The sequence below is a fragment of the Herminiimonas sp. CN genome, from assembly GCF_000622895.1.
Lineage (GTDB): Bacteria > Pseudomonadota > Gammaproteobacteria > Burkholderiales > Burkholderiaceae_D > AVCC01.
Map to the genome: position 1 here is coordinate 1 of NZ_AVCC01000022.1, position 16,806 is coordinate 16,806.

At 60.7% G+C, this 16,806-nt stretch carries 16 protein-coding genes and 1 pseudogene; 7 read left to right on the top strand and 10 right to left on the bottom strand.

What is annotated here, in order from left to right; all coding sequences use genetic code 11:
* Window positions 1-555: 555 nt before the first annotated feature.
* Together HMCN_RS20090 and HMCN_RS18260 are read left to right on the top strand one after the other, a co-directional pair.
* Window positions 556-879, top strand: coding sequence for an MCP four helix bundle domain-containing protein (locus HMCN_RS20090; protein WP_035626184.1), 324 nt, complete (start codon window positions 556-558; stop codon window positions 877-879).
* Between the two features lie 123 nt (window positions 880-1,002).
* On the top strand, window positions 1,003-3,924 hold the full coding sequence (locus tag HMCN_RS18260) for an EAL domain-containing protein (RefSeq protein WP_081801440.1): 2,922 nt from the start codon (window positions 1,003-1,005) through the stop codon (window positions 3,922-3,924).
* Between the two features lie 183 nt (window positions 3,925-4,107).
* Here the strand turns inward: HMCN_RS18260 and rarD are convergent, their stop codons facing one another.
* A complete protein-coding gene (gene rarD, locus HMCN_RS0106880; protein WP_025916691.1) occupies window positions 4,108-5,010 on the bottom strand; it encodes an EamA family transporter RarD in 903 nt (300 codons plus the stop codon).
* A gap of 308 nt (window positions 5,011-5,318) precedes the next feature.
* On the bottom strand, window positions 5,319-5,861 hold the full coding sequence (locus HMCN_RS0106885) for a GNAT family N-acetyltransferase (protein ID WP_025916692.1): 543 nt from the start codon (window positions 5,859-5,861) through the stop codon (window positions 5,319-5,321).
* A gap of 122 nt (window positions 5,862-5,983) precedes the next feature.
* Here HMCN_RS0106885 and HMCN_RS0106890 point away from each other — a divergent pair, with 122 nt between their 5' ends.
* Window positions 5,984-6,310, top strand: a complete 327-nt coding sequence (locus tag HMCN_RS0106890) for an antibiotic biosynthesis monooxygenase (RefSeq protein WP_025916693.1) — start codon at window positions 5,984-5,986, stop codon at window positions 6,308-6,310.
* A 77-nt stretch (window positions 6,311-6,387) separates the two neighbouring features.
* Here HMCN_RS0106890 and HMCN_RS0106895 read toward each other — a convergent pair whose 3' ends face one another.
* Both HMCN_RS0106895 and HMCN_RS0106900 read right to left on the bottom strand, forming a co-directional pair.
* The gene (locus HMCN_RS0106895) at window positions 6,388-7,329 is read right to left on the bottom strand and encodes an MBL fold metallo-hydrolase (RefSeq protein ID WP_238552011.1); all 942 of its coding nucleotides are present in this window, start codon (window positions 7,327-7,329) and stop codon (window positions 6,388-6,390) included.
* Window positions 7,330-7,378: 49 nt separating this feature from the next.
* A complete protein-coding gene (locus tag HMCN_RS0106900) occupies window positions 7,379-7,603 on the bottom strand; it encodes a DUF1289 domain-containing protein (RefSeq protein ID WP_025916695.1) in 225 nt (74 codons plus the stop codon).
* Between the two features lie 563 nt (window positions 7,604-8,166).
* Here HMCN_RS0106900 and HMCN_RS20095 point away from each other — a divergent pair.
* A pseudogene (locus HMCN_RS20095) lies at window positions 8,167-8,469 on the top strand (phospholipase D-like domain-containing protein); the annotation flags it as partial.
* Window positions 8,470-8,842: 373 nt separating this feature from the next.
* Window positions 8,843-9,232: a phospholipase D-like domain-containing protein gene (locus HMCN_RS20100; RefSeq protein WP_369792140.1), complete on the top strand. Its 390-nt coding sequence runs from the start codon at window positions 8,843-8,845 to the stop codon at window positions 9,230-9,232.
* Between the two features lie 100 nt (window positions 9,233-9,332).
* Here HMCN_RS20100 and HMCN_RS0106915 read toward each other — a convergent pair whose 3' ends face one another.
* Window positions 9,333-10,406: a nitronate monooxygenase family protein gene (locus HMCN_RS0106915; RefSeq protein ID WP_025916696.1), complete on the bottom strand. Its 1,074-nt coding sequence runs from the start codon at window positions 10,404-10,406 to the stop codon at window positions 9,333-9,335.
* A 226-nt stretch (window positions 10,407-10,632) separates the two neighbouring features.
* On the opposite strand from HMCN_RS0106915, the gene HMCN_RS0106925 reads away from it, so the two are divergent.
* Both HMCN_RS0106925 and HMCN_RS0106930 read left to right on the top strand, forming a co-directional pair.
* A complete protein-coding gene (locus tag HMCN_RS0106925) occupies window positions 10,633-10,848 on the top strand; it encodes a hypothetical protein (protein ID WP_155837447.1) in 216 nt (71 codons plus the stop codon).
* Window positions 10,849-10,891: 43 nt separating this feature from the next.
* Window positions 10,892-11,134 (top strand): hypothetical protein, encoded by a 243-nt coding sequence (locus tag HMCN_RS0106930; RefSeq protein WP_025916698.1) that lies wholly within the window; start codon window positions 10,892-10,894, stop codon window positions 11,132-11,134.
* Window positions 11,135-11,156: 22 nt separating this feature from the next.
* On the opposite strand, the gene HMCN_RS0106935 is transcribed toward HMCN_RS0106930, so the two are convergent.
* The 5 genes from HMCN_RS0106935 to bioB all read right to left on the bottom strand — a co-directional run bounded on the left by HMCN_RS0106935 (window position 11,157) and on the right by bioB (window position 16,804).
* Window positions 11,157-11,441 (bottom strand): hypothetical protein, encoded by a 285-nt coding sequence (locus HMCN_RS0106935; RefSeq protein WP_025916699.1) that lies wholly within the window; start codon window positions 11,439-11,441, stop codon window positions 11,157-11,159.
* Between the two features lie 213 nt (window positions 11,442-11,654).
* Window positions 11,655-12,575, bottom strand: coding sequence for a hydroxymethylglutaryl-CoA lyase (locus tag HMCN_RS0106940; RefSeq protein ID WP_025916700.1), 921 nt, complete (start codon window positions 12,573-12,575; stop codon window positions 11,655-11,657).
* Window positions 12,576-12,600: 25 nt separating this feature from the next.
* Window positions 12,601-13,542, bottom strand: coding sequence for a glyoxylate/hydroxypyruvate reductase A (locus HMCN_RS0106945; protein ID WP_025916701.1), 942 nt, complete (start codon window positions 13,540-13,542; stop codon window positions 12,601-12,603).
* A gap of 109 nt (window positions 13,543-13,651) precedes the next feature.
* The gene (locus tag HMCN_RS0106950; RefSeq protein WP_025916702.1) at window positions 13,652-15,670 is read right to left on the bottom strand and encodes an acetyl/propionyl/methylcrotonyl-CoA carboxylase subunit alpha; all 2,019 of its coding nucleotides are present in this window, start codon (window positions 15,668-15,670) and stop codon (window positions 13,652-13,654) included.
* A 105-nt stretch (window positions 15,671-15,775) separates the two neighbouring features.
* Window positions 15,776-16,804: a biotin synthase BioB gene (gene bioB / locus HMCN_RS0106955; protein WP_025916703.1), complete on the bottom strand. Its 1,029-nt coding sequence runs from the start codon at window positions 16,802-16,804 to the stop codon at window positions 15,776-15,778.
* Window positions 16,805-16,806: the final 2 nt, after the last annotated feature.

Consider the following 16,806-nt stretch of genomic DNA (forward strand, 5'->3'; position numbering starts at 1 on the left):
AAACAATGGGTAGGTTTTTAAGGCTGGCCTTAAGCAGGCAATGTGTTGGCAATCAGCGTAGTGTTAATGGGCGGTGCAACACGCAAAAATGCATTTGAACACGTTACCACCCCTCTCACTAAAGTTTAATGCACGAGCTTGTTCCTGGCGCCGACGGTGAGGCCTTCTTATTTCTTACCGACAGAATTGTGCGTCTTCTGCTCAATGCCAGGCAGTCAGCGCATGAAACCGGAAAAATCGTACCTGCGCAACGTCACACGCCGCACGCGTGCTTTATTTTTGATTTTTTGAGGCAGAACCATTAAACGGCATGTACATCGAATTGGCGCTAACGCTATCCAAACAGATATGCATTCCTATCTGAAATGCATCTGTATCTCAAATACAAAATAGCAAAATAATGCATATTAATCATCTAGAAAAGATATCTATAGCCCTTTTCACCGCCCATAATATGAATTATATTGCCATTAAAAATAGAATGTGGGATTATATTTCAATACTGCAATGTTGACTCTGCCGAATCAATAATATGAAGCAGGCATCAAAGAGGAGTTGAACGCGATTGCGTCAGCGAGGAAGAATATTGACGAAAATCTCGGACAACTTGACAGATTGCTGTCGACACCGAAAAGCAAAGAGATATTTAATGCGATTCAGTCTGCGCGCGACAAGTATCGCGCAGGGCAAGAAGAATTCATCCGGTTGGTTGCTGACGGTAAAAAGCCGGAAGCGACAAGCGACGGCGCCGGCGCCGGCAGCAACGCTACACACGGTCACGGCTCGCGCCACGCCACAGCTGCACTGGCGAGCGTAGCGACGAATGGGAACAGTTCGAGTCGCTCCGATCACTCGCCACCAACCAGGATGCGGGCGTAGGGCACTCCCTAATCGCCTTGCTTGTGGCATGACGGACGTGATTGTGAGCCAGCGCCGTCGCAATAGCTTCACGGTGGATTATTGGATAGCCCGTTTCGTGGCTATTATAGACAGAGATTCGGCATGCGAAATCTAGATGAAACAGTTCAAGTCATTACCGAAAAAATCGGATTGACACAGGATGAAGTCGCACAGCGTAAGTCATTCCTGGAATTTAACCAAGACGATGCCGACCTGTTGCGCCACATCCATCCGCTAATCTCACAGCGGCATCATGGATATGCGGATAATTTTTACAGCCATCTGCTCACGTTTCCGGCGCTCAGGAAGCTCCTGCCAACCGCCGAGGCGGTCAGCCACTTGAGGCACGCACATGATCGCTATTTCAACCAGCTTACCGAAGGCAAGTACGATCAGGACTATATTCATGATCGCGTGCGGGTCGGGGTCGTGCATCGGCATATCGGACTCGAAGCGAAGTGGTATATCGGTGCCTATCGGAAGTACCTGTCCGCCATGGCGCCGGTAATATGGGAATTGCTGGAGCGGCACCCGGAAGAGTTTCTCTCGACATTTGACGCATTGCTGAAGATCGTGTTCCTGGATATGGGTTTGGCGCTCGAATCCTATTTCGAGATCGATCGCCAGACCATCTTGCAGCACAAGAATTTCGCCGAGCAGATCATCGCTACGATGCCGTCGGGAGTGATGGTACTCGATGCCGAGCAGCGTGTGCGTTCGATTAACGACGTCATGTGCCAAATATGCGGGATAGAGTCCGATGCAAGCACCGTGCTGGGTCAGCACTGGCATAACCTGGTGCAGTATCCACAACTGTTGAAAAACATTACACCGACATTCGTCGCGCAAAAGCTGATTCTGGCCTTGCCCATAGCGACAGGGTTGCGCCATATTGAATTTACCATTTCAGAGACTGTACTGGAAGGCGAAAGCCTGTGGTTGCTGGTTGCGCAAGACATCACGCAGCGCATGCGCGCGGAAGAAGAATGGAAGCAATTCCGACTTGGCATGGAGCGCTCCACCGACGCCGTATACGTGATTGACCGTGCCGATATGCGCATCGTGGATGTCAATGAAACCGCATGCGACATGCTCGGCTACAGCCGCGACGAAATGCTGAAGCTGAGCCCTCATGAAACCCGGATCGGGGTCAGCAAGAAGAGGTTGGCGGAATACTACGATGAGATCATCTGCAGCGTCGATAAGCGTGCGTTTACAAAGACTCTGCTAAGGCACAAGGATGGTTCCCATCTGTCGGTCGAAGTCAATCTGCAGGCATTGCAACCGGCGGGCCGACATACACTGGTCGTGCTTGCCAAGGACCTGACCGAGCGACTGCAGGCGCAGGCCGCCTTACGCGACAGTGAAGAGCGCTTCAGTGCCACATTTAATCTGGCGGCGGTCGGCTTGGCGCATGCCACGATCGACGGTCGCTGGACGCGCGCCAACCGTAAACTGTTGGAAATCACCGGATATGGCGAGGAAGAACTGTTACAGCTGACGGTATTCGAGATACTGCATCCGGATGATCTGGATGCGACGCGGGAGTCGATTGCGCGTACGGTGCGTGGAGAAATCAAAGATTACTCCAGCCACAAGCGGTATCGGTGCAAGGATGGAAATTATGTCTGGGTCGCAGTTTCGGTATCACTAGCATCCGACACACAGGGAAGATTAGGCTATTTCATTGTTGCGGTGGAAGACATATCACCGCGCAAGAGGATGGAAGAAGAGTTGCGGCATTCGGCGTGCCACGATGCACTAACTAACCTGCCTAACCGCATGTTGCTGCAGGATCGGTTGTCGCAGGCGATTGTGTATGCCCATCGAGCGGGAAGGCATGTCGCGGTAATGTTAATCGATCTGGATCACTTCAAGGATATCAACGATAGTCTGGGCCATGATGCCGGAGATCAAATGATCATTGAATGCGGCCGACGGCTAAGTCGCAATACCCGAGATGGCGATACCGTGGCGCGCCTGGGGGGCGATGAATTTGTGGTGATTCTGGCCGATGTCGGGCACGAGGAAGATGTTGCGCGCCTGGCTCAGCAAGCACTTCTGGCGCTGGCCGAGCCGATTGTCATCATGGGGCAGGAACTCTATCCGCACGGCAGCATCGGGATTAGCCTCTATCCGAAGGATGGGCAAGTTGGCTCCAGCTTGCTGCAAAACGCCGACATGGCCATGTATCAGGCGAAGAGGCACGGAGGCAATAATTTTCAGTTCTATGCAGACGAATTGAATGCGCGCATATGTGAGCGCTTGAAACTGGGTGCGCGCTTGCGCCATGCGATTAAGCAGAATGAGTTTGTCCTCCACTACCAGCCGCAAGTCGATATCGCCACCGGCAGGGTCGTCGGCGTCGAAGCGTTGATTCGCTGGCAGTTGCATGACGGATCGATGGTCCCGCCAAATGATTTCATCCCCGTGGCAGAAGAAACTGGTCTAATCGTGCCGATTGGAGAATGGGTGTTGCGTACCGCATGTCTCCAGAGCCGCATGTGGCAGCGCGCCGGGTTGCCTATCCGGATTGCAGTGAACCTGTCGGCCCGACAGTTCGGGCAACAGGATATCGTCAAAATGGTGTCGCAAGTCCTGCATGAGACCGGTTGCAGTGCGGCCTTGCTGGAGCTGGAGATTACCGAAAGCATAATTATGGAAAACGCCGAGGCGGCCATTGAAACCCTGTATCGGCTAAGCGAGATGGGTGTCAGTCTGTCGGTCGACGATTTCGGTACCGGCTATTCGAGTCTAAGTTACTTGAAGCGGTTCCCAATTCACACGCTCAAAATTGACCGCTCCTTTATTGTGGATGTCACCAGCAGCAAGGTCGATGCGGCGATCGCCAAGGCGGTGATCCTGCTGGCCCATAGCATGGATTTACAAGTGATTGCCGAAGGGGTCGAGACCAGCGAGCAATTAGCATTTCTGCGTGCACATGGCTGCGATCAGATGCAGGGATATTACTTCAGTCGTCCGCTTCCGGCTGAAGAGATCGAAAGCTTGCTTAATGCACGGTGAATTTGTTCTAACCGCGCCAAGAGCGCAGCCAGCTTATTTTTGTCGCGGCATGCATATAGAAATCAATTACTTACACGGAGCAGGGTCAGCGCCGGATTAGCGGCAGCGGAATGGTTCGAAGCCATCGTTGCCTTTCGCGGGCGATATTCGGTGTTTTGGGCGCTAGTTTTGGCGCGGGTTTCGCTATAGGGCAGGCTGCCCGATCTTGCGCTGCTGCCGGCTGCGATGCGCCTGCCACAAGCCTTCGGCCGAATACACGGCCAGCGCGGCCCAGATGGTGACGAAGCCGGCCAGGCGTGCGCCGCCGAAGGGCTCGCGGTACAGCCAGACGCCCAGCAGCAGTTGCAGCGTCGGCGCAATGTACTGCAGGAAGCCGAGGGTCGAGAGCGGAATCCGGCGCGCGCCGGCGGCAAACAGCAGCAAGGGGATGGCGGTGATCGGGCCGGACGCCGCCAGCAGCCAGCGGGTCGCGCTGGACGCGCCGTGGAAGGTGTTCTGATCCTGCGCATTCAGCAGCGCCAGATAGCCCAGCGCCAGCGGCACCAGCAGCAGGGTTTCCAGCGTCAAGCCTTCCAGCGGCCCCAGCGCGGCGGTCTTGCGCAGCAGGCCGTAGGTGCCGAAAGTGGCGGCCAGCAGCAGGCCGATCCACGGCAACTGGCCGCCCTGCCAGGTCAGCCAGCCGACGCCCGCCGCAGCCAGCGCGATGGAGGCCCACTGCAGCGGCCGCAGCTTTTCCTTCAGCAGCAGATAGCCCAGCAGCACGTTCACCAGCGGGGTGATGAAATACCCGAGGCTGGCATCGACCACCCGGCCGCCATTGACCGCCCAGATATACAGCAGCCAGTTGCTCGACAGCAGCAGCGCGCTGACGCCGAAACCCAGCAGCACCCGCGGCTGGCGCAGCACCTTCCGCAGCCACTGCCACTGGCGCCGCCAAGCCAGCGCCGCCAGCACGAAGGCGAGCGACCAGATAATCCGGTGCATCAGAATCTGCGGCGCGGCAACGCCTTGCAGCAACTTGAAATACAACGGAAACATGCCCCACAAAATGTAGGCAGTAGCGGCAAAAAACATGCCAGAGCGCATCGTGTGCAATCGCGTGAAGTGGATCGATTCTTTCCGTGCGATTGGCTGCAAACGCACGGAAGAGAGGAGTTACAGCAAGTCGTAATTATCGCAGCTTGCGCCAAAGCGTGCTGCGCAGCGGCCGGGGCGATGCGCTGGCAGGGCTTTTCGCATTAAATATACGGCGTAGTGTATTTTATATATGCGCAATAAAAATATAGGTAAATGCCATAGTTTATGCATATACCCGCTGTTTTTTTGATGTTGCCCGGGCCGCCAGCTACGGTTTTTCCGCTGATCGCGGGCGTTCATTGCGATCCGGGAAAATCTCAAGCCCCGCCCTCAATGACGCTTTCAGGCGCGTGCGGATGCCGGTACACGTGATAAATTCCGCCGCGAAATTCCATTTCCCGTTCCATCGCAGCACCCACCGCGATGGCCAACCTGATCGAAGCTTGATTCTCGCAGTGAATCAGGCTGATCAAGTGCAGTTCCGGCATATGGCGTGCCGCCATCGCCTGGACGGCGCGGGCAGCTTCCCCGGCATATCCGTTTCCCCAGTGTCTTCGGGCCAGGGCCCATTTGATCTCCGGCTCCGGCCACTCCTTCGGATACCAAAGGCCTGCGATCCCCAGCACGGACCCGGTTTCTTTTTCTTCGATGACGTAAGGCCCATAGCCATGCCGCTGCCAATGCCGGCTGAAGCTGCCCACGGTGCGCCGGCTTTCGTCCTCCGACAATGGATGCTGTGTAGTGTATTTGATGCATTCCGCATCGGAGTAATACTCGTACAAAGCGGACCAGTCGTCATCCTTGACCACTCTCAGGCAAAGGCGAGCCGACTCGAGCGACTCTGGTATCAGGAATTCCATAGGGTTTGTCTCCAGCGTTATTATTCATTGCATGATTATGCATCCGCTATTGCGGGGCGAACAGGGCCGCGCATCACCGGCATTGATCAGTGCATCCGCAACCGGAAAGGCAGGTCAGGAACATGAAATTCATCTTCGAAGTGCGCATGAAACCTGGTTATACGGTGGAACAGTATGCGGCGGCGTGGGTATGCGCCAGCGAGATCATCCAGCGCGCGCCCGGCGCGCGCGGCACCTATCTGCACCGGAAAATCGGCGCCCCCGATACGTTGCTGGCGATCGCCCACTGGGACTCGAAGGCGCAGCGGGATGCGAAGGACGACCGCAGCAACGAAACCGTGCGCGCGATTCTGGAAAAGCATGCGACCCATTGCGAAATCACGGTCATCGGGGAATTCGAGGAGCCGCAATGGGCGGTGCTGCCGGAGCCCCGTCATGACATCGAATAAGGCGGAGTATATTGACAACTCGCTTTATTTCATTGCGAAAATCGATATCAGCCGCATCAGTATATGAGAATTTCCGCTTAATTCCGATTGACCAGCAGGTCGCCTTCAACCGCCGCCGCGCCGGCCTTGGTCAGCTGCGCGACCGCCCATTGCGTCAGGGCCGGCAGCGGTTGCCGCAGGAAGCGCCGGTTGGCCTCCAGCACGATCGGCATCTGCGCCAGCAGGTGCGGCAGCTCGGCCAGCGCGATGCGCTGCCGCTCCAGCAGCAGGAATTTGAGCAGCACCTTGACCGCGTTTTGCGCATTGCGCAGCGGATCGGCGGCCAGGTAATCGAGCCGCGAAAACGCGCTGTCGAGCGCCTGCCGCACGCCGGCAAACGGGGCGCCGTGACCGGGAATCACCAGCCGGGCGTCGAGCGCGGCGATCAGTTCCAGCGTGGCGCGTACTTCGGCAAAGCCGGATTCGCCGGCCAGTTCAGGGAACACCACGCCGAAGCCGTTTTGCCACAGCGCGTCGGCCGAAATCAGAATCCGCTCGTCGGCGCAGAACAGGATCAGCGCATGCGGGTCGTGGCCGGGCGCGCCCAGCACTTGCCATTCCATGTCGCCCAGCGTCAGCGTGTCGCCGTGCGATAGCGTGTCGTCGAACGAGAAGCGCTGGCATTGCTGGCCGGTGGCGGCGAAACTCAGCGCATCCTCGTCCCAATCAGCGACTTTCTGCGCTTCCGAAGCCGGGATCGTGGTGCGGCAGCGATATGCCTGTTGCAGCACGGCGTTGCCGCCGCAATGGTCGGAATGCAAATGCGTGTTGATCAGCCGCTCCAGCGGCCGCCCCTGCAGGCCGGCTTGCACCAGCGCCAGGGTTTGCGCCGCATGCGTCTGGTAGCCGCTGTCGATCAGGGCGGCCGGGCTGCTGCCGCCGAACAGGATATTGTTGGACGACAGCCAGCCGCGCTCCAGCACTTGCATGGTGGCAGGCAGCCGCGCCGGCATTTGCCGGATATGCGCCGGCTGCGTCATTGGATGGCGGGGCCGGCTGGCGCGTGTTCGTGCTGGCAAAACTGGACGGTCATGGATTGTGGTCTCGTGGATAGCATGGATACGGGATTGTACGGCGCTGGATTTTCCGCCAGATCGCGCGCTTCTCGCTTTCGCCGGCCTGGCTCCAGGCGACGATCTCGGCAATGGTGCGGCGGCAGCCCTGGCACAGGCCGGAGGCTTGGTCCATCTGGCAGACGTTGATGCAGGGCGACGGCACCGGACCGATGTGGGTTTCAGGATCGAAATTCTGCATGGCGACTGAGGTGAAAGTAAGACCGGATTGCCGGCCGGGTCGGATGAAGAAGATTGTATTATGCACAGTTCTGCCGCGCGTCGGGCCCGCCTGCAGCCGGATATGCACATCGTGCGCTACCTGCTGGTCGCCGAAACAGCGCGCCGGGCATCGGGTTAGTGATAAAGTGCCAATCAGCGCTGGCGCACGCGTGCGCAATCGGTTGAATCAAGACGCCGGCGACGGCGTGAATGCGGAGGCCTATGGGCTGCAATTCTGGTATCGACGCGATGCTCCGTTTTGTCGGCATGGTCGGATTCTGCCTGCTGACCGCCGCCTGCGCGACGCTGCCCGAAGTGCGGTATCTGCGCAGTTCGCTGACAGCGCCGGCAAACCCGACGGTGACCAATGCGCAGGGCACCCTCAGCGCAACGAAATCGAAATCCCTGCTGGCCAGTCGCTGGCGCAATTCGCATGTGGATATTGCCGCACTGGCGGCGCTGGAAGAGGCCGCTACCGGCAGTCCCCTGATCGCCGGCAACAAGGTCACGTTGCTGTACGACGGCCCGCAGACCATGGCCGCGATGATAGCGGCGATCAGCACGGCCAGGGATCACATCAATCTGGAAACCTATATCTTCGACCAGGATGCGCTCGGCATCCGTTTTGCGGATGCACTGATCGAGCGCCAGCGCGCCGGGGTGCAAGTCAATGTGATCTACGATAGCGTCGGCACGATAGGCACGCCGCAAGCCTTCTTCGACAAAATGCGCGCTGCCGGCATCCGTCTGCTGGCGTTCAATCCGGTCAACCCGCTGCGGCTGCTCGGGCCGTGGCAGCCAAACAATCGCGATCACCGGAAAATCCTGGTGGTCGACGGCATGGTCGCCTTCACTGGCGGCGTGAATATCAGCAGCACTTATGCCAACAGCTCGCTGTTCCGCTCGAAAGCCAGGCGCAATGCCAAGGTCGGCTGGCGCGATACCCATATCAGGATCGAAGGGCCGGCGGTCGCCGCACTGCAGTGGGTATTCCTGGACAACTGGGCCAGTCAACAATCGCCCGATCTGCCTGACAGCAATTTCTTTCCGCCATTAAAGGAAGCCGGCAACAAGCTGGTGCGGGTTCTGGCCAGCGCACCCGGTGGCGATTACGATATTTACAAGGCGTATGTGCTGGCGATCCAGCAGGCCAAGAACAGCATCCACATTACCAGCGCCTACTTCGTGCCGGATGCACAGATGCTGCAAGCCCTGAACGATGCGGCGCGGCGTCGACGTCAAAATCATTTTGCCCGGAGTGACCGACAGCGGCCTGGTGTTCCATGCGGCGCAATCCTTTTACAGCGAAATGCTGGCCAGCGGCATCAGGATCCATCAGCTGCAAATCACGGTCCTGCACGCCAAGACCGCCGTGATCGACGGCGTGTGGGCGACGGTCGGGTCGACCAATATCGACACCCGCAGCTTCCTGCACAACTATGAAATCAACGCGGTGGTGCTGGGCGACGAATTCGGCGCTGCGATGGAAGATGCGTTTGCCGAAGACCTGCGCCATTCGGTGGAAATCACCCGGGAAATGTGGGAGCAGCGCCCGCTGGGCAACCGGTTCAAGGAATGGGCCGCCCGCAGGCTGGAGTACTGGCTATGAGGCGGCACGAGCTGCCTCGGAAGCGCCATCCTGCAATCCGGCGCGCCAGGCAGGCAAACGCTGCGCTGACCGATATCGATCGCGCAAGCCGCATCCGGCATCAGCGCCCGGGCAGCGCGATCGCCAGTTCGTCGGCCAGGGTTTGCACCAGTTGCGCCGCCGACAGCGTGCGCGCCAGGCCCGCGCCCTGTCCGGCCCAGAGCGACATCAGCTCCAGCTGTCCCTGTTTGGCCGCCGCCTGGCGGATGTCGGCGGTCAGCGCGTTCTGGATCGGGTACGGCGGCACGTCCTGCTCGAACGGGCGCAGCTGCTGCATGAAGTCGGTGACGATGCCGCGCGCGTATTTGCCCGAAAACACCCTTGTCAGGCGGGTGCCGTCGTCGCTGGTGTGCGCGATGCGCTGCTTCCAGCCCGGATGGATGCCGGCTTCCGGGCAGCACAGGAATGCGGTGCCGAGTTGCGCCGCCCGCGCGCCCAGGATCAGCGCGGCGGCGATGCCCTTGCCATCCATGATGCCGCCGGCCGCGATCAGCGGCACGTTTACTGCGCGTGCGACCTGCGGGATCAGCGCCATCAGGCCGATGCCGGATTGCTCGAAGTCGCCCAAGAAGGTGCCGCGGTGGCCGCCGGCCTCGATGCCCTGGATGCAGATCGCATCGGCGCCGACCGCCTCCCAGGCGCGGGCTTCGGCCACCGTGGTGGCGGTGCCGATCACCAGCGAGCCCTTTTGCCGGAATTGCGCCACCGTGTCGGCGTCGAGCAGGCCGAACGTGAAGCTGACCACCGGCGGCGCCAGTTCCAGCAGGGCGGCGATCTGGGCCTGGTTGTTTTCGCAGAATTTGGCCGGGCGCACTGCATCCGCCAGGCCGAGGGCGGCGCGGTACGGATGCAGGCGCGCCTGCGCCGCCGCCAGTCCGGCCTGGTCGACCACGGGCTCTGCCAGCACGAACAGATTGACATTGAACGGCCGCCCGGTCAGCGCGCGCACCTTTTGCACGCCCTCGATCATTGCCGCCGGCGACAGCGTGGCCGCTGCGAACGAACCCAAGGCGCCGGCATTGCTGACCGCCGCCACCAGTTCAGGCGTGGTGGCGCCGCCGGCCATCGGCGCCTGGATGATCGGATGCGCGATGCCGAACATCGACAGGAAATGCGACAGATAACGTGAATACATGATTGAGCGGCTCCCTGCGGTTGGATTAAATAGTCTGGGCTGAACGCAATATGCGCCGCTGCCATGCCGATGCGCGCGGCTGGTGCGGGCCAGGTTTTTCCACCGCACTGCAGTCTCATTATATTCATCTGCGCAATCCGCATCTGTCGGGCGCCAATGCGAGTATATTTATACTCATCCAACTGGCTGCATCTTTAATGTGACGAGAGCTAACCTGGAGAACGACATGCTAGTTCATGAATATACGCGCCGCAACGGACAGCGTCTGACCTATACCATCGTGTACGGCCAGGGTGAGTATTTTATCCAGCGCGACGGTCATATGAAAAAATCCGTGGCGGATGCCATCGTCGCCAGCGTCACTCCCCACGAAGCGAAACCTGAACTCATGCTGCGCATGGCGATAGCAGACATCGAAGGGTTGATCGGAATGGAAGAGTAGCCATAACGCCTGCCCGCCACCATTCCATTGCCGGGGAACCGCCATGCCATCCGAGACCGTGCGGGAATATGAAATCGCGTATTCCAGCGTCAAACTGCCCGACAGCGAACACTGGGGCGCGATGGTGACGATTTACGGCCCGTCTTCCAGTCCGATGCACAGAAACTGCGTATTCCCCGAGCAGCGGGTTTCCATCGACATGGTTTTCGACGATGCGGCCGCAGCCGAGACGGAAGCGCGTAAAGCGGCGTTGCGGATGATCGGGCAAGGCGAGCGGGATGCCTGAGCGTTCCGCTCACTTAGTCGGCCTAGCCGGATAGGGTTTGGTCGGCCAGTGCTTTTGTCAGCAGTTCGGCCACCACCTGGTTCATTCCGGTTGAGCGCGCCTGCGCCAGAGCCTGCAGTTGCGCCACCAGATCGCTGTGCAGCTTGACCGCAAACGGCACCAGGCCGAGCGCCTGATCCAGCTTGCGCTGGTCGCGCCGGTCCAGCGGTGCGGCGGCGTCCTGGCCGAACGGGGCGCTGGCGCCGGCTTGTTTCATCTTGCCGGTCAGTTTCATGGCTTTCTGCTTTTCCAGGCCGGATTTTTTCATGGCTGCATTCCTGTTGAGATTCAAGCAGCCCATTCTACGCAGGTGCAGCGGCGGCGCCGATTAGAACCCTGCGTTATCTCGAACGGCCCCTTCCGGCAGCTGCGGTATTTCAATGGATGCATGGGTATGCATAAAAACACTGCACTTTCCACAGAATTTATATGCGGGCATGAAAAATACACTGCAGTGTATTTTTCATGCCGTAGGGCTGACTCAGCCGGCCCGCTTGGCCGCCAGCGCATTGCCGGCGCGGCTGGCCGCCTTGCGGCCCAGATGCTGCGAGATGAACTGGCCGGCGTCGACCACCGCATCGAGGTCGATCCCGGTGGCGATGCCCAAACCCTGCAGCAGGAACAGCACGTCTTCGGTGGCGACGTTGCCGGTCGCGCCTTTGGCGTACGGGCAGCCGCCCAGCCCGGCCACCGAGGAATGGAAAATCGAGACCCCGACTTCGAGGCTGGCGTAAATATTCGCGATGCCCTGGCCGTAGGTATCGTGGAAGTGGCCCGACAGCTGCGCCAACGGGAATTCCTGCGCGGCGCGCTGCATGATCGCGTGCACGTGCAGCGGGGTGGCCACGCCGATGGTGTCGGCGATGTCGATCTCGTCGCAGCTGAGGTCGCGCATCCGGCGCACCACGTCGGCCACCGCATCGGCCGGCACTGCGCCCTGATACGGGCAGCCGAACGCGCAGCTGATGCTGCCGCGCAGACGCAGGCCGTGCTGCTTGGCGGCTTGCGCGACGTCGCGGAAACGTGCTATCGATTCGGCGATCGAGCAATTGATGTTCTTTTGCGAAAAGGCTTCCGAGGCCGAGCCGAAGATCACCACTTCGTCCGCTTTCGCCGCCAGCGCCGCCGCGAAGCCCTGCATGTTCGGCGTCAGCACCGAATACACCACGCCCCGCTGGCGCGCGATGCCGGCCATCACTTCGCTTGATGTCGCCATCTGCGGCACCCATTTGGGCGAGACGAAAGACGCCGCTTCGATGTTCTTGAAGCCGGCTTGCGTGAGGCGGTTGACCAGTTCGATCTTGACCGCGGCCGGGATGGTTTCCTGCTCGTTCTGCAGGCCGTCGCGCGGGCCGACTTCGACGATCTTGGCCTGTTTCGGCAAACTGCTGGATGGATTCATGGCAATACCCTTCTGGTGTATGGCTTTAGTAGCCTTTGCTTTGATCGACGATGCCGGCGATCGGTTCGCCGCGCTGCAGCGCCCGGATCTTGCCGGCGATCTGGTTAATGCTGTTTTCGCGCAGGGTCAGCGCAGAGATGTGCGGCGTGACGCTGATGCGCGGCTCCTGCCAGAACGGATGTTGCCGTGGCAGCGGCTCGTTGCGGAACACGTCAAGCGTCGCGCCGGCCAGATGCCCGGACTTGATCAGCGCCAGCAGGTCCGATTCAGCCACATGGGCGCCGCGTGCAATGTTGATCAGGTAAGCGCCCTTGGGCAGTTTTTCCAGCGTGCTGCGGTTGAGGATGTGCGTGGTTTCGGCGGTCAGCGGCAGCACGCAGACCAGAATCCGGGTGCCGCTTAAGAATTCGTCGAGCTCGCCGTCGCCGGCAAAACATGCGACCCCCGGCAAGTCCTTGCGGCTGCGGCTCCAGCCGCGCAGCGGAAAGCCGAAATGCTGCACCGCTGCGGCAATCCGGCTGCCGAGCACGCCCAGGCCGAGAATGCCGACGCTGAAATCGGCCTTGTCATTCGGTTTCAGAAAGCCCCATTGCTGCTGCTGCGCCTGCAGTTCGAAGTCGTCAAAGCGGCGGAAATGGCGCAGGATCGCATAGGTCGCGTATTCGGCCATCTGGACTGCCATGCCGGCGTCGTCGAGCCGCACCAGCGGCACGTTTGGCGGCAGCGCGTCGCCCAGCTGCAAAATCGCATCGACGCCGGCGCCGAGGTTGAAGATCGCCTTCAGTCCTGGATGGCCGGCCAGCATTGCGGCCGGCGGTTTCCAGGCCACGATGTAATCGGCCGGCTGCACGTCGGTTGCGGTCATGCCGTCCTGCCAGACCTGCAGGCTGGCTTCGGGTAAGGCTTGCGCCAGCCCGGCCAGCCAGGGTTCCGGCTTATTGTCGGGGCTGTAAAATAAAATTTGCATGAGAAAAATTAGAATGAAATTGAGTGCGGATTGCCAAGGAAATAATTATTGCCTCAAAGTAATATTCTAATGTCTTTTCAGTAACGCAGGCGCCCCTGCATTGATTATTTTATGCCTGCTTGAATGCCAGCAGCGGCGCCCCATCGGCGACCTGATCGCCGACCGCGTACAGCACGTCTTCAACCATGCCATCGCCCGGCGCGGCGATGGTGTGTTCCATCTTCATCGCTTCCATGATCACCAGCGGCTCGCCTTTTTTCACCTGCTGGCCCTTTTCGACCAGCACCGCCACCACTTTGCCCGGCATCGGCGCGGTCAGGCGGCCGCCATCGACTTCGGCGGCGCCGGCATGCGCGAGCGGATCGTTGTAATTGAGCGCGACATGGCTGCCGCCGCTGAAGACGTGGAACATGTCGGCGTCGCGCACCACCGAACCGCGCACCACGCGTCCGTCCAGCTTGAGCGTCAGATCATGCGCATCGTGCGCGCACAGGATCGCTGCCACCGATTCCGCGCCGAGCCGGATGTCCCAGCCGTCAGGCCGGTAGGCGACGGTGAGCGGCTGGGCCGGCGCGTTTTCCAGCGCGGCATCGGCAAACTGCAAGGTGCGCTGCAGCACGCCGTTCATGCGCCAGCCGCTGGTATCGGCGAACGGGTCGCTGGCGGCCGATTTTTCCGAGCTCACCAGAGCCACCGCGACCAGCGCCAGCGCCGGCAGGGTCACCGGTTGCGGCGGCGGGAACAGCGCGGCGGCGTTGCGCTCGATCAGGCCTGTGTCGAGATCGGCGCCGGCGAACGGCTGGCTTTCGATCAGGCGCTTCAGGAACGCGATATTGGTCGCCAGGCCGACGATCTGGTATTCGGACAGCGCTTGCGCCATGCGCGCCAGCGCCTCGGCGCGGTCTTCGCCCCAGACGATCAGCTTGGCGATCATCGGGTCGTAGAACGGCGAGATGGTGTCGCCGCCGCGCACGCCGCTGTCGATGCGCACCGCCGCCGGCACGCCGGCCGCGGCTTCACCTCCCAGCTCGAACGTGACCGCCGACGGCGTGCGCAGATGCCTGAGCGTGCCGATCGACGGCAGGAAGCCTTTTTCCGGGTTTTCCGCGTAAATCCGCGCCTCGATCGCATGACCGTGGATTTTCAGCTGGTGCTGCTGCAGCGGCAGCGGCTCGCCGGCGGCAACCCGCAATTGCCATTCGACCAGATCGGTGCCGGTGATCATCTCGGTCACCGGATGCTCGACCTGCAGCCGGGTATTCATCTCCATGAAGTAGAACGAGCCGTCTTGGTTGGCGATGAATTCGACGGTGCCGGCGCCGACGTAGCCGACCGCCCTGGCGGCAGCCACCGCGGCCTCGCCCATTGCGGCGCGGCGCTCGGCCGTCATGCCGGGCGCCGGCGCTTCTTCCAGCACTTTCTGGTGGCGCCGCTGCACCGAGCAGTCGCGCTCGAACAGGTAGACGCAGTTGCCGTGGGTATCGGCGAACACCTGGATCTCGATATGGCGCGGGCGCTGCAGGTATTTCTCGGCCAGCACGCGGTCGTCGCCGAAGGAGCTGATCGCTTCGCGCTTGCAGGACGCCAGCGCGGCCTTGAAAGCGCTTGATTTCTCGATCACGCGCATGCCCTTGCCGCCGCCGCCGGCGCTGGCTTTGAGCAGCACCGGATAGCCCATCTTGTCGGCCTCAAGCTGCAGGAAATCGGCATCCTGATTCTCGCCGTGGTAGCCCGGCACCAGCGGCACATCGGCTTTTTCCATCAGCGCCTTGGCGGCCGACTTGGAACCCATCGCGCGGATGCTGGACGCCGGCGGCCCGATGAAGACCAGCCCGGCCGCCACGCAGGCGTCGGCGAAATCGCTGTTTTCCGACAGGAAGCCGTAACCCGGATGGATCGCCTGCGCGCCGGTGGCCAGCGCGACCGCGATGATCTTGTCGGCGCACAGATAGCTTTCCTTGGCCGCCGCCGGTCCGATCAGCACCGCTTCGTCGCATACCGCGACATGCTTGGCGTCGGCATCGGCCTCCGAATACACGGCCACGGTCTTGATGCCCATCTTGCGGGCGGTGGCGGCAACGCGGCAGGCGATTTCGCCACGGTTGGCGATCAGGATTTTTGTGAACATGTGGATTCTTTCTGGTGGAGGCCGATTAATGGTGATTACCCAGCAGCGTCGTGAATGCTCCCCGATCCGAAGGGGAGAGGATCACGCGCGACTGAATAGGATTTTTTACCCGCCGCAACGCTCTTTCTGCGCTTCGGTCAGGGTCGAGGCATGGGTTTTCAAACCGAGTTTGGCCAGCAGTGCACGGTCGTCTTCCGCTTCCGGATTGCCGGTGGTGAGCAGCTTGTCGCCGTAAAAAATCGAGTTGGCGCCGGCCAGGAAGCACATCGCCTGCACTGCTTCGCCCATCTGGCGCCGTCCGGCCGACAGCCGCACCCGCGCCTGCGGCATCGTGATGCGGGCGACCGCGATGGTGCGCACGAATTCGAGCGGGTCGAGCGGGTCGAGGCCGTGCAAGGGCGTGCCTTCAACCTGCACCAGATGGTTGACCGGCACCGATTCCGGATACGGATTCAGGTTCGCCAGTTGCGCGATCAGGCCGGCGCGCTGCTGGCGCGATTCGCCCATGCCGACGATGCCGCCGCAGCAGACTTTCAGGCCTGCATTGCGTACCCGGCCCAGCGTATCCAGACGGTCCTGGTATTCGCGGGTCGAGATCACGTTGTCGTAGAACTCCGGCGCGGTATCGAGGTTGTGGTTGTAGTAATCGAGTCCGGCGTCCTTCAGGCGGTCGGCCTGGCCTTCTTCCAGCATGCCCAGCGTGGCGCAGGTTTCCAGGCCGATTTCCTTGACGCCGCGCACCATCGCCTCGACCTTGTCCATGTCGCGCTCCTTCGGCGAGCGCCAGGCGGCGCCCATGCAGAAGCGGGTCGCGCCGCTGGCCTTGGCTTCGCGCGCTGCGGTCAGTACTTCATCGATTTCCAGCAGTTTCTTGGCTTCGACGCCGGTGTCGTAGCGCGCCGCCTGCGGGCAATAGCCGCAATCTTCCTCGCAGCCGCCGGTCTTGATCGACAACAGCGTCGCCAGCTCGACATCGCCGTCGGGGAAATGCGCGCGGTGCACCTGCTGCGCCCGGTACATCAGGTCGTTGAACGGCAATTCGAACAGCGCCAGCACTTCATCGACCGGCCAGGTCGCGGAGGCGTCCGGAATCGCGATTCTGGTGGCGGAATGAAACGAAACAGCTTGCGTCATGA

Excerpts from the sequence above, each read along its gene's own strand:
- HMCN_RS0106945 (WP_025916701.1), bottom strand. The coding sequence starts at position 13,542 with ATGCAAATTTTATTTTACAGCCCCGACAATAAGCCGGAACCCTGGCTG.
- HMCN_RS0106940 (WP_025916700.1), bottom strand. The coding sequence starts at position 12,575 with ATGAATCCATCCAGCAGTTTGCCGAAACAGGCCAAGATCGTCGAAGTC.
- HMCN_RS0106890 (WP_025916693.1), top strand. The coding sequence starts at position 5,984 with ATGAAATTCATCTTCGAAGTGCGCATGAAACCTGGTTATACGGTGGAA.
- HMCN_RS0106885 (WP_025916692.1), bottom strand. The coding sequence starts at position 5,861 with ATGGAATTCCTGATACCAGAGTCGCTCGAGTCGGCTCGCCTTTGCCTG.
- rarD (WP_025916691.1), bottom strand. The coding sequence starts at position 5,010 with ATGCGCTCTGGCATGTTTTTTGCCGCTACTGCCTACATTTTGTGGGGC.
- HMCN_RS0106935 (WP_025916699.1), bottom strand. The coding sequence starts at position 11,441 with ATGAAAAAATCCGGCCTGGAAAAGCAGAAAGCCATGAAACTGACCGGC.
- HMCN_RS0106895 (WP_238552011.1), bottom strand. The coding sequence starts at position 7,329 with ATGACGCAGCCGGCGCATATCCGGCAAATGCCGGCGCGGCTGCCTGCC.
- HMCN_RS18260 (WP_081801440.1), top strand. The coding sequence starts at position 1,003 with ATGCGAAATCTAGATGAAACAGTTCAAGTCATTACCGAAAAAATCGGA.
- HMCN_RS20100 (WP_369792140.1), top strand. The coding sequence starts at position 8,843 with ATGCGGCGCGGCGTCGACGTCAAAATCATTTTGCCCGGAGTGACCGAC.
- HMCN_RS0106930 (WP_025916698.1), top strand. The coding sequence starts at position 10,892 with ATGCCATCCGAGACCGTGCGGGAATATGAAATCGCGTATTCCAGCGTC.
- HMCN_RS0106925 (WP_155837447.1), top strand. The coding sequence starts at position 10,633 with ATGCTAGTTCATGAATATACGCGCCGCAACGGACAGCGTCTGACCTAT.
- HMCN_RS0106950 (WP_025916702.1), bottom strand. The coding sequence starts at position 15,670 with ATGTTCACAAAAATCCTGATCGCCAACCGTGGCGAAATCGCCTGCCGC.
- HMCN_RS0106900 (WP_025916695.1), bottom strand. The coding sequence starts at position 7,603 with ATGCAGAATTTCGATCCTGAAACCCACATCGGTCCGGTGCCGTCGCCC.
- HMCN_RS0106915 (WP_025916696.1), bottom strand. The coding sequence starts at position 10,406 with ATGTATTCACGTTATCTGTCGCATTTCCTGTCGATGTTCGGCATCGCG.
- bioB (WP_025916703.1), bottom strand. The coding sequence starts at position 16,804 with ATGACGCAAGCTGTTTCGTTTCATTCCGCCACCAGAATCGCGATTCCG.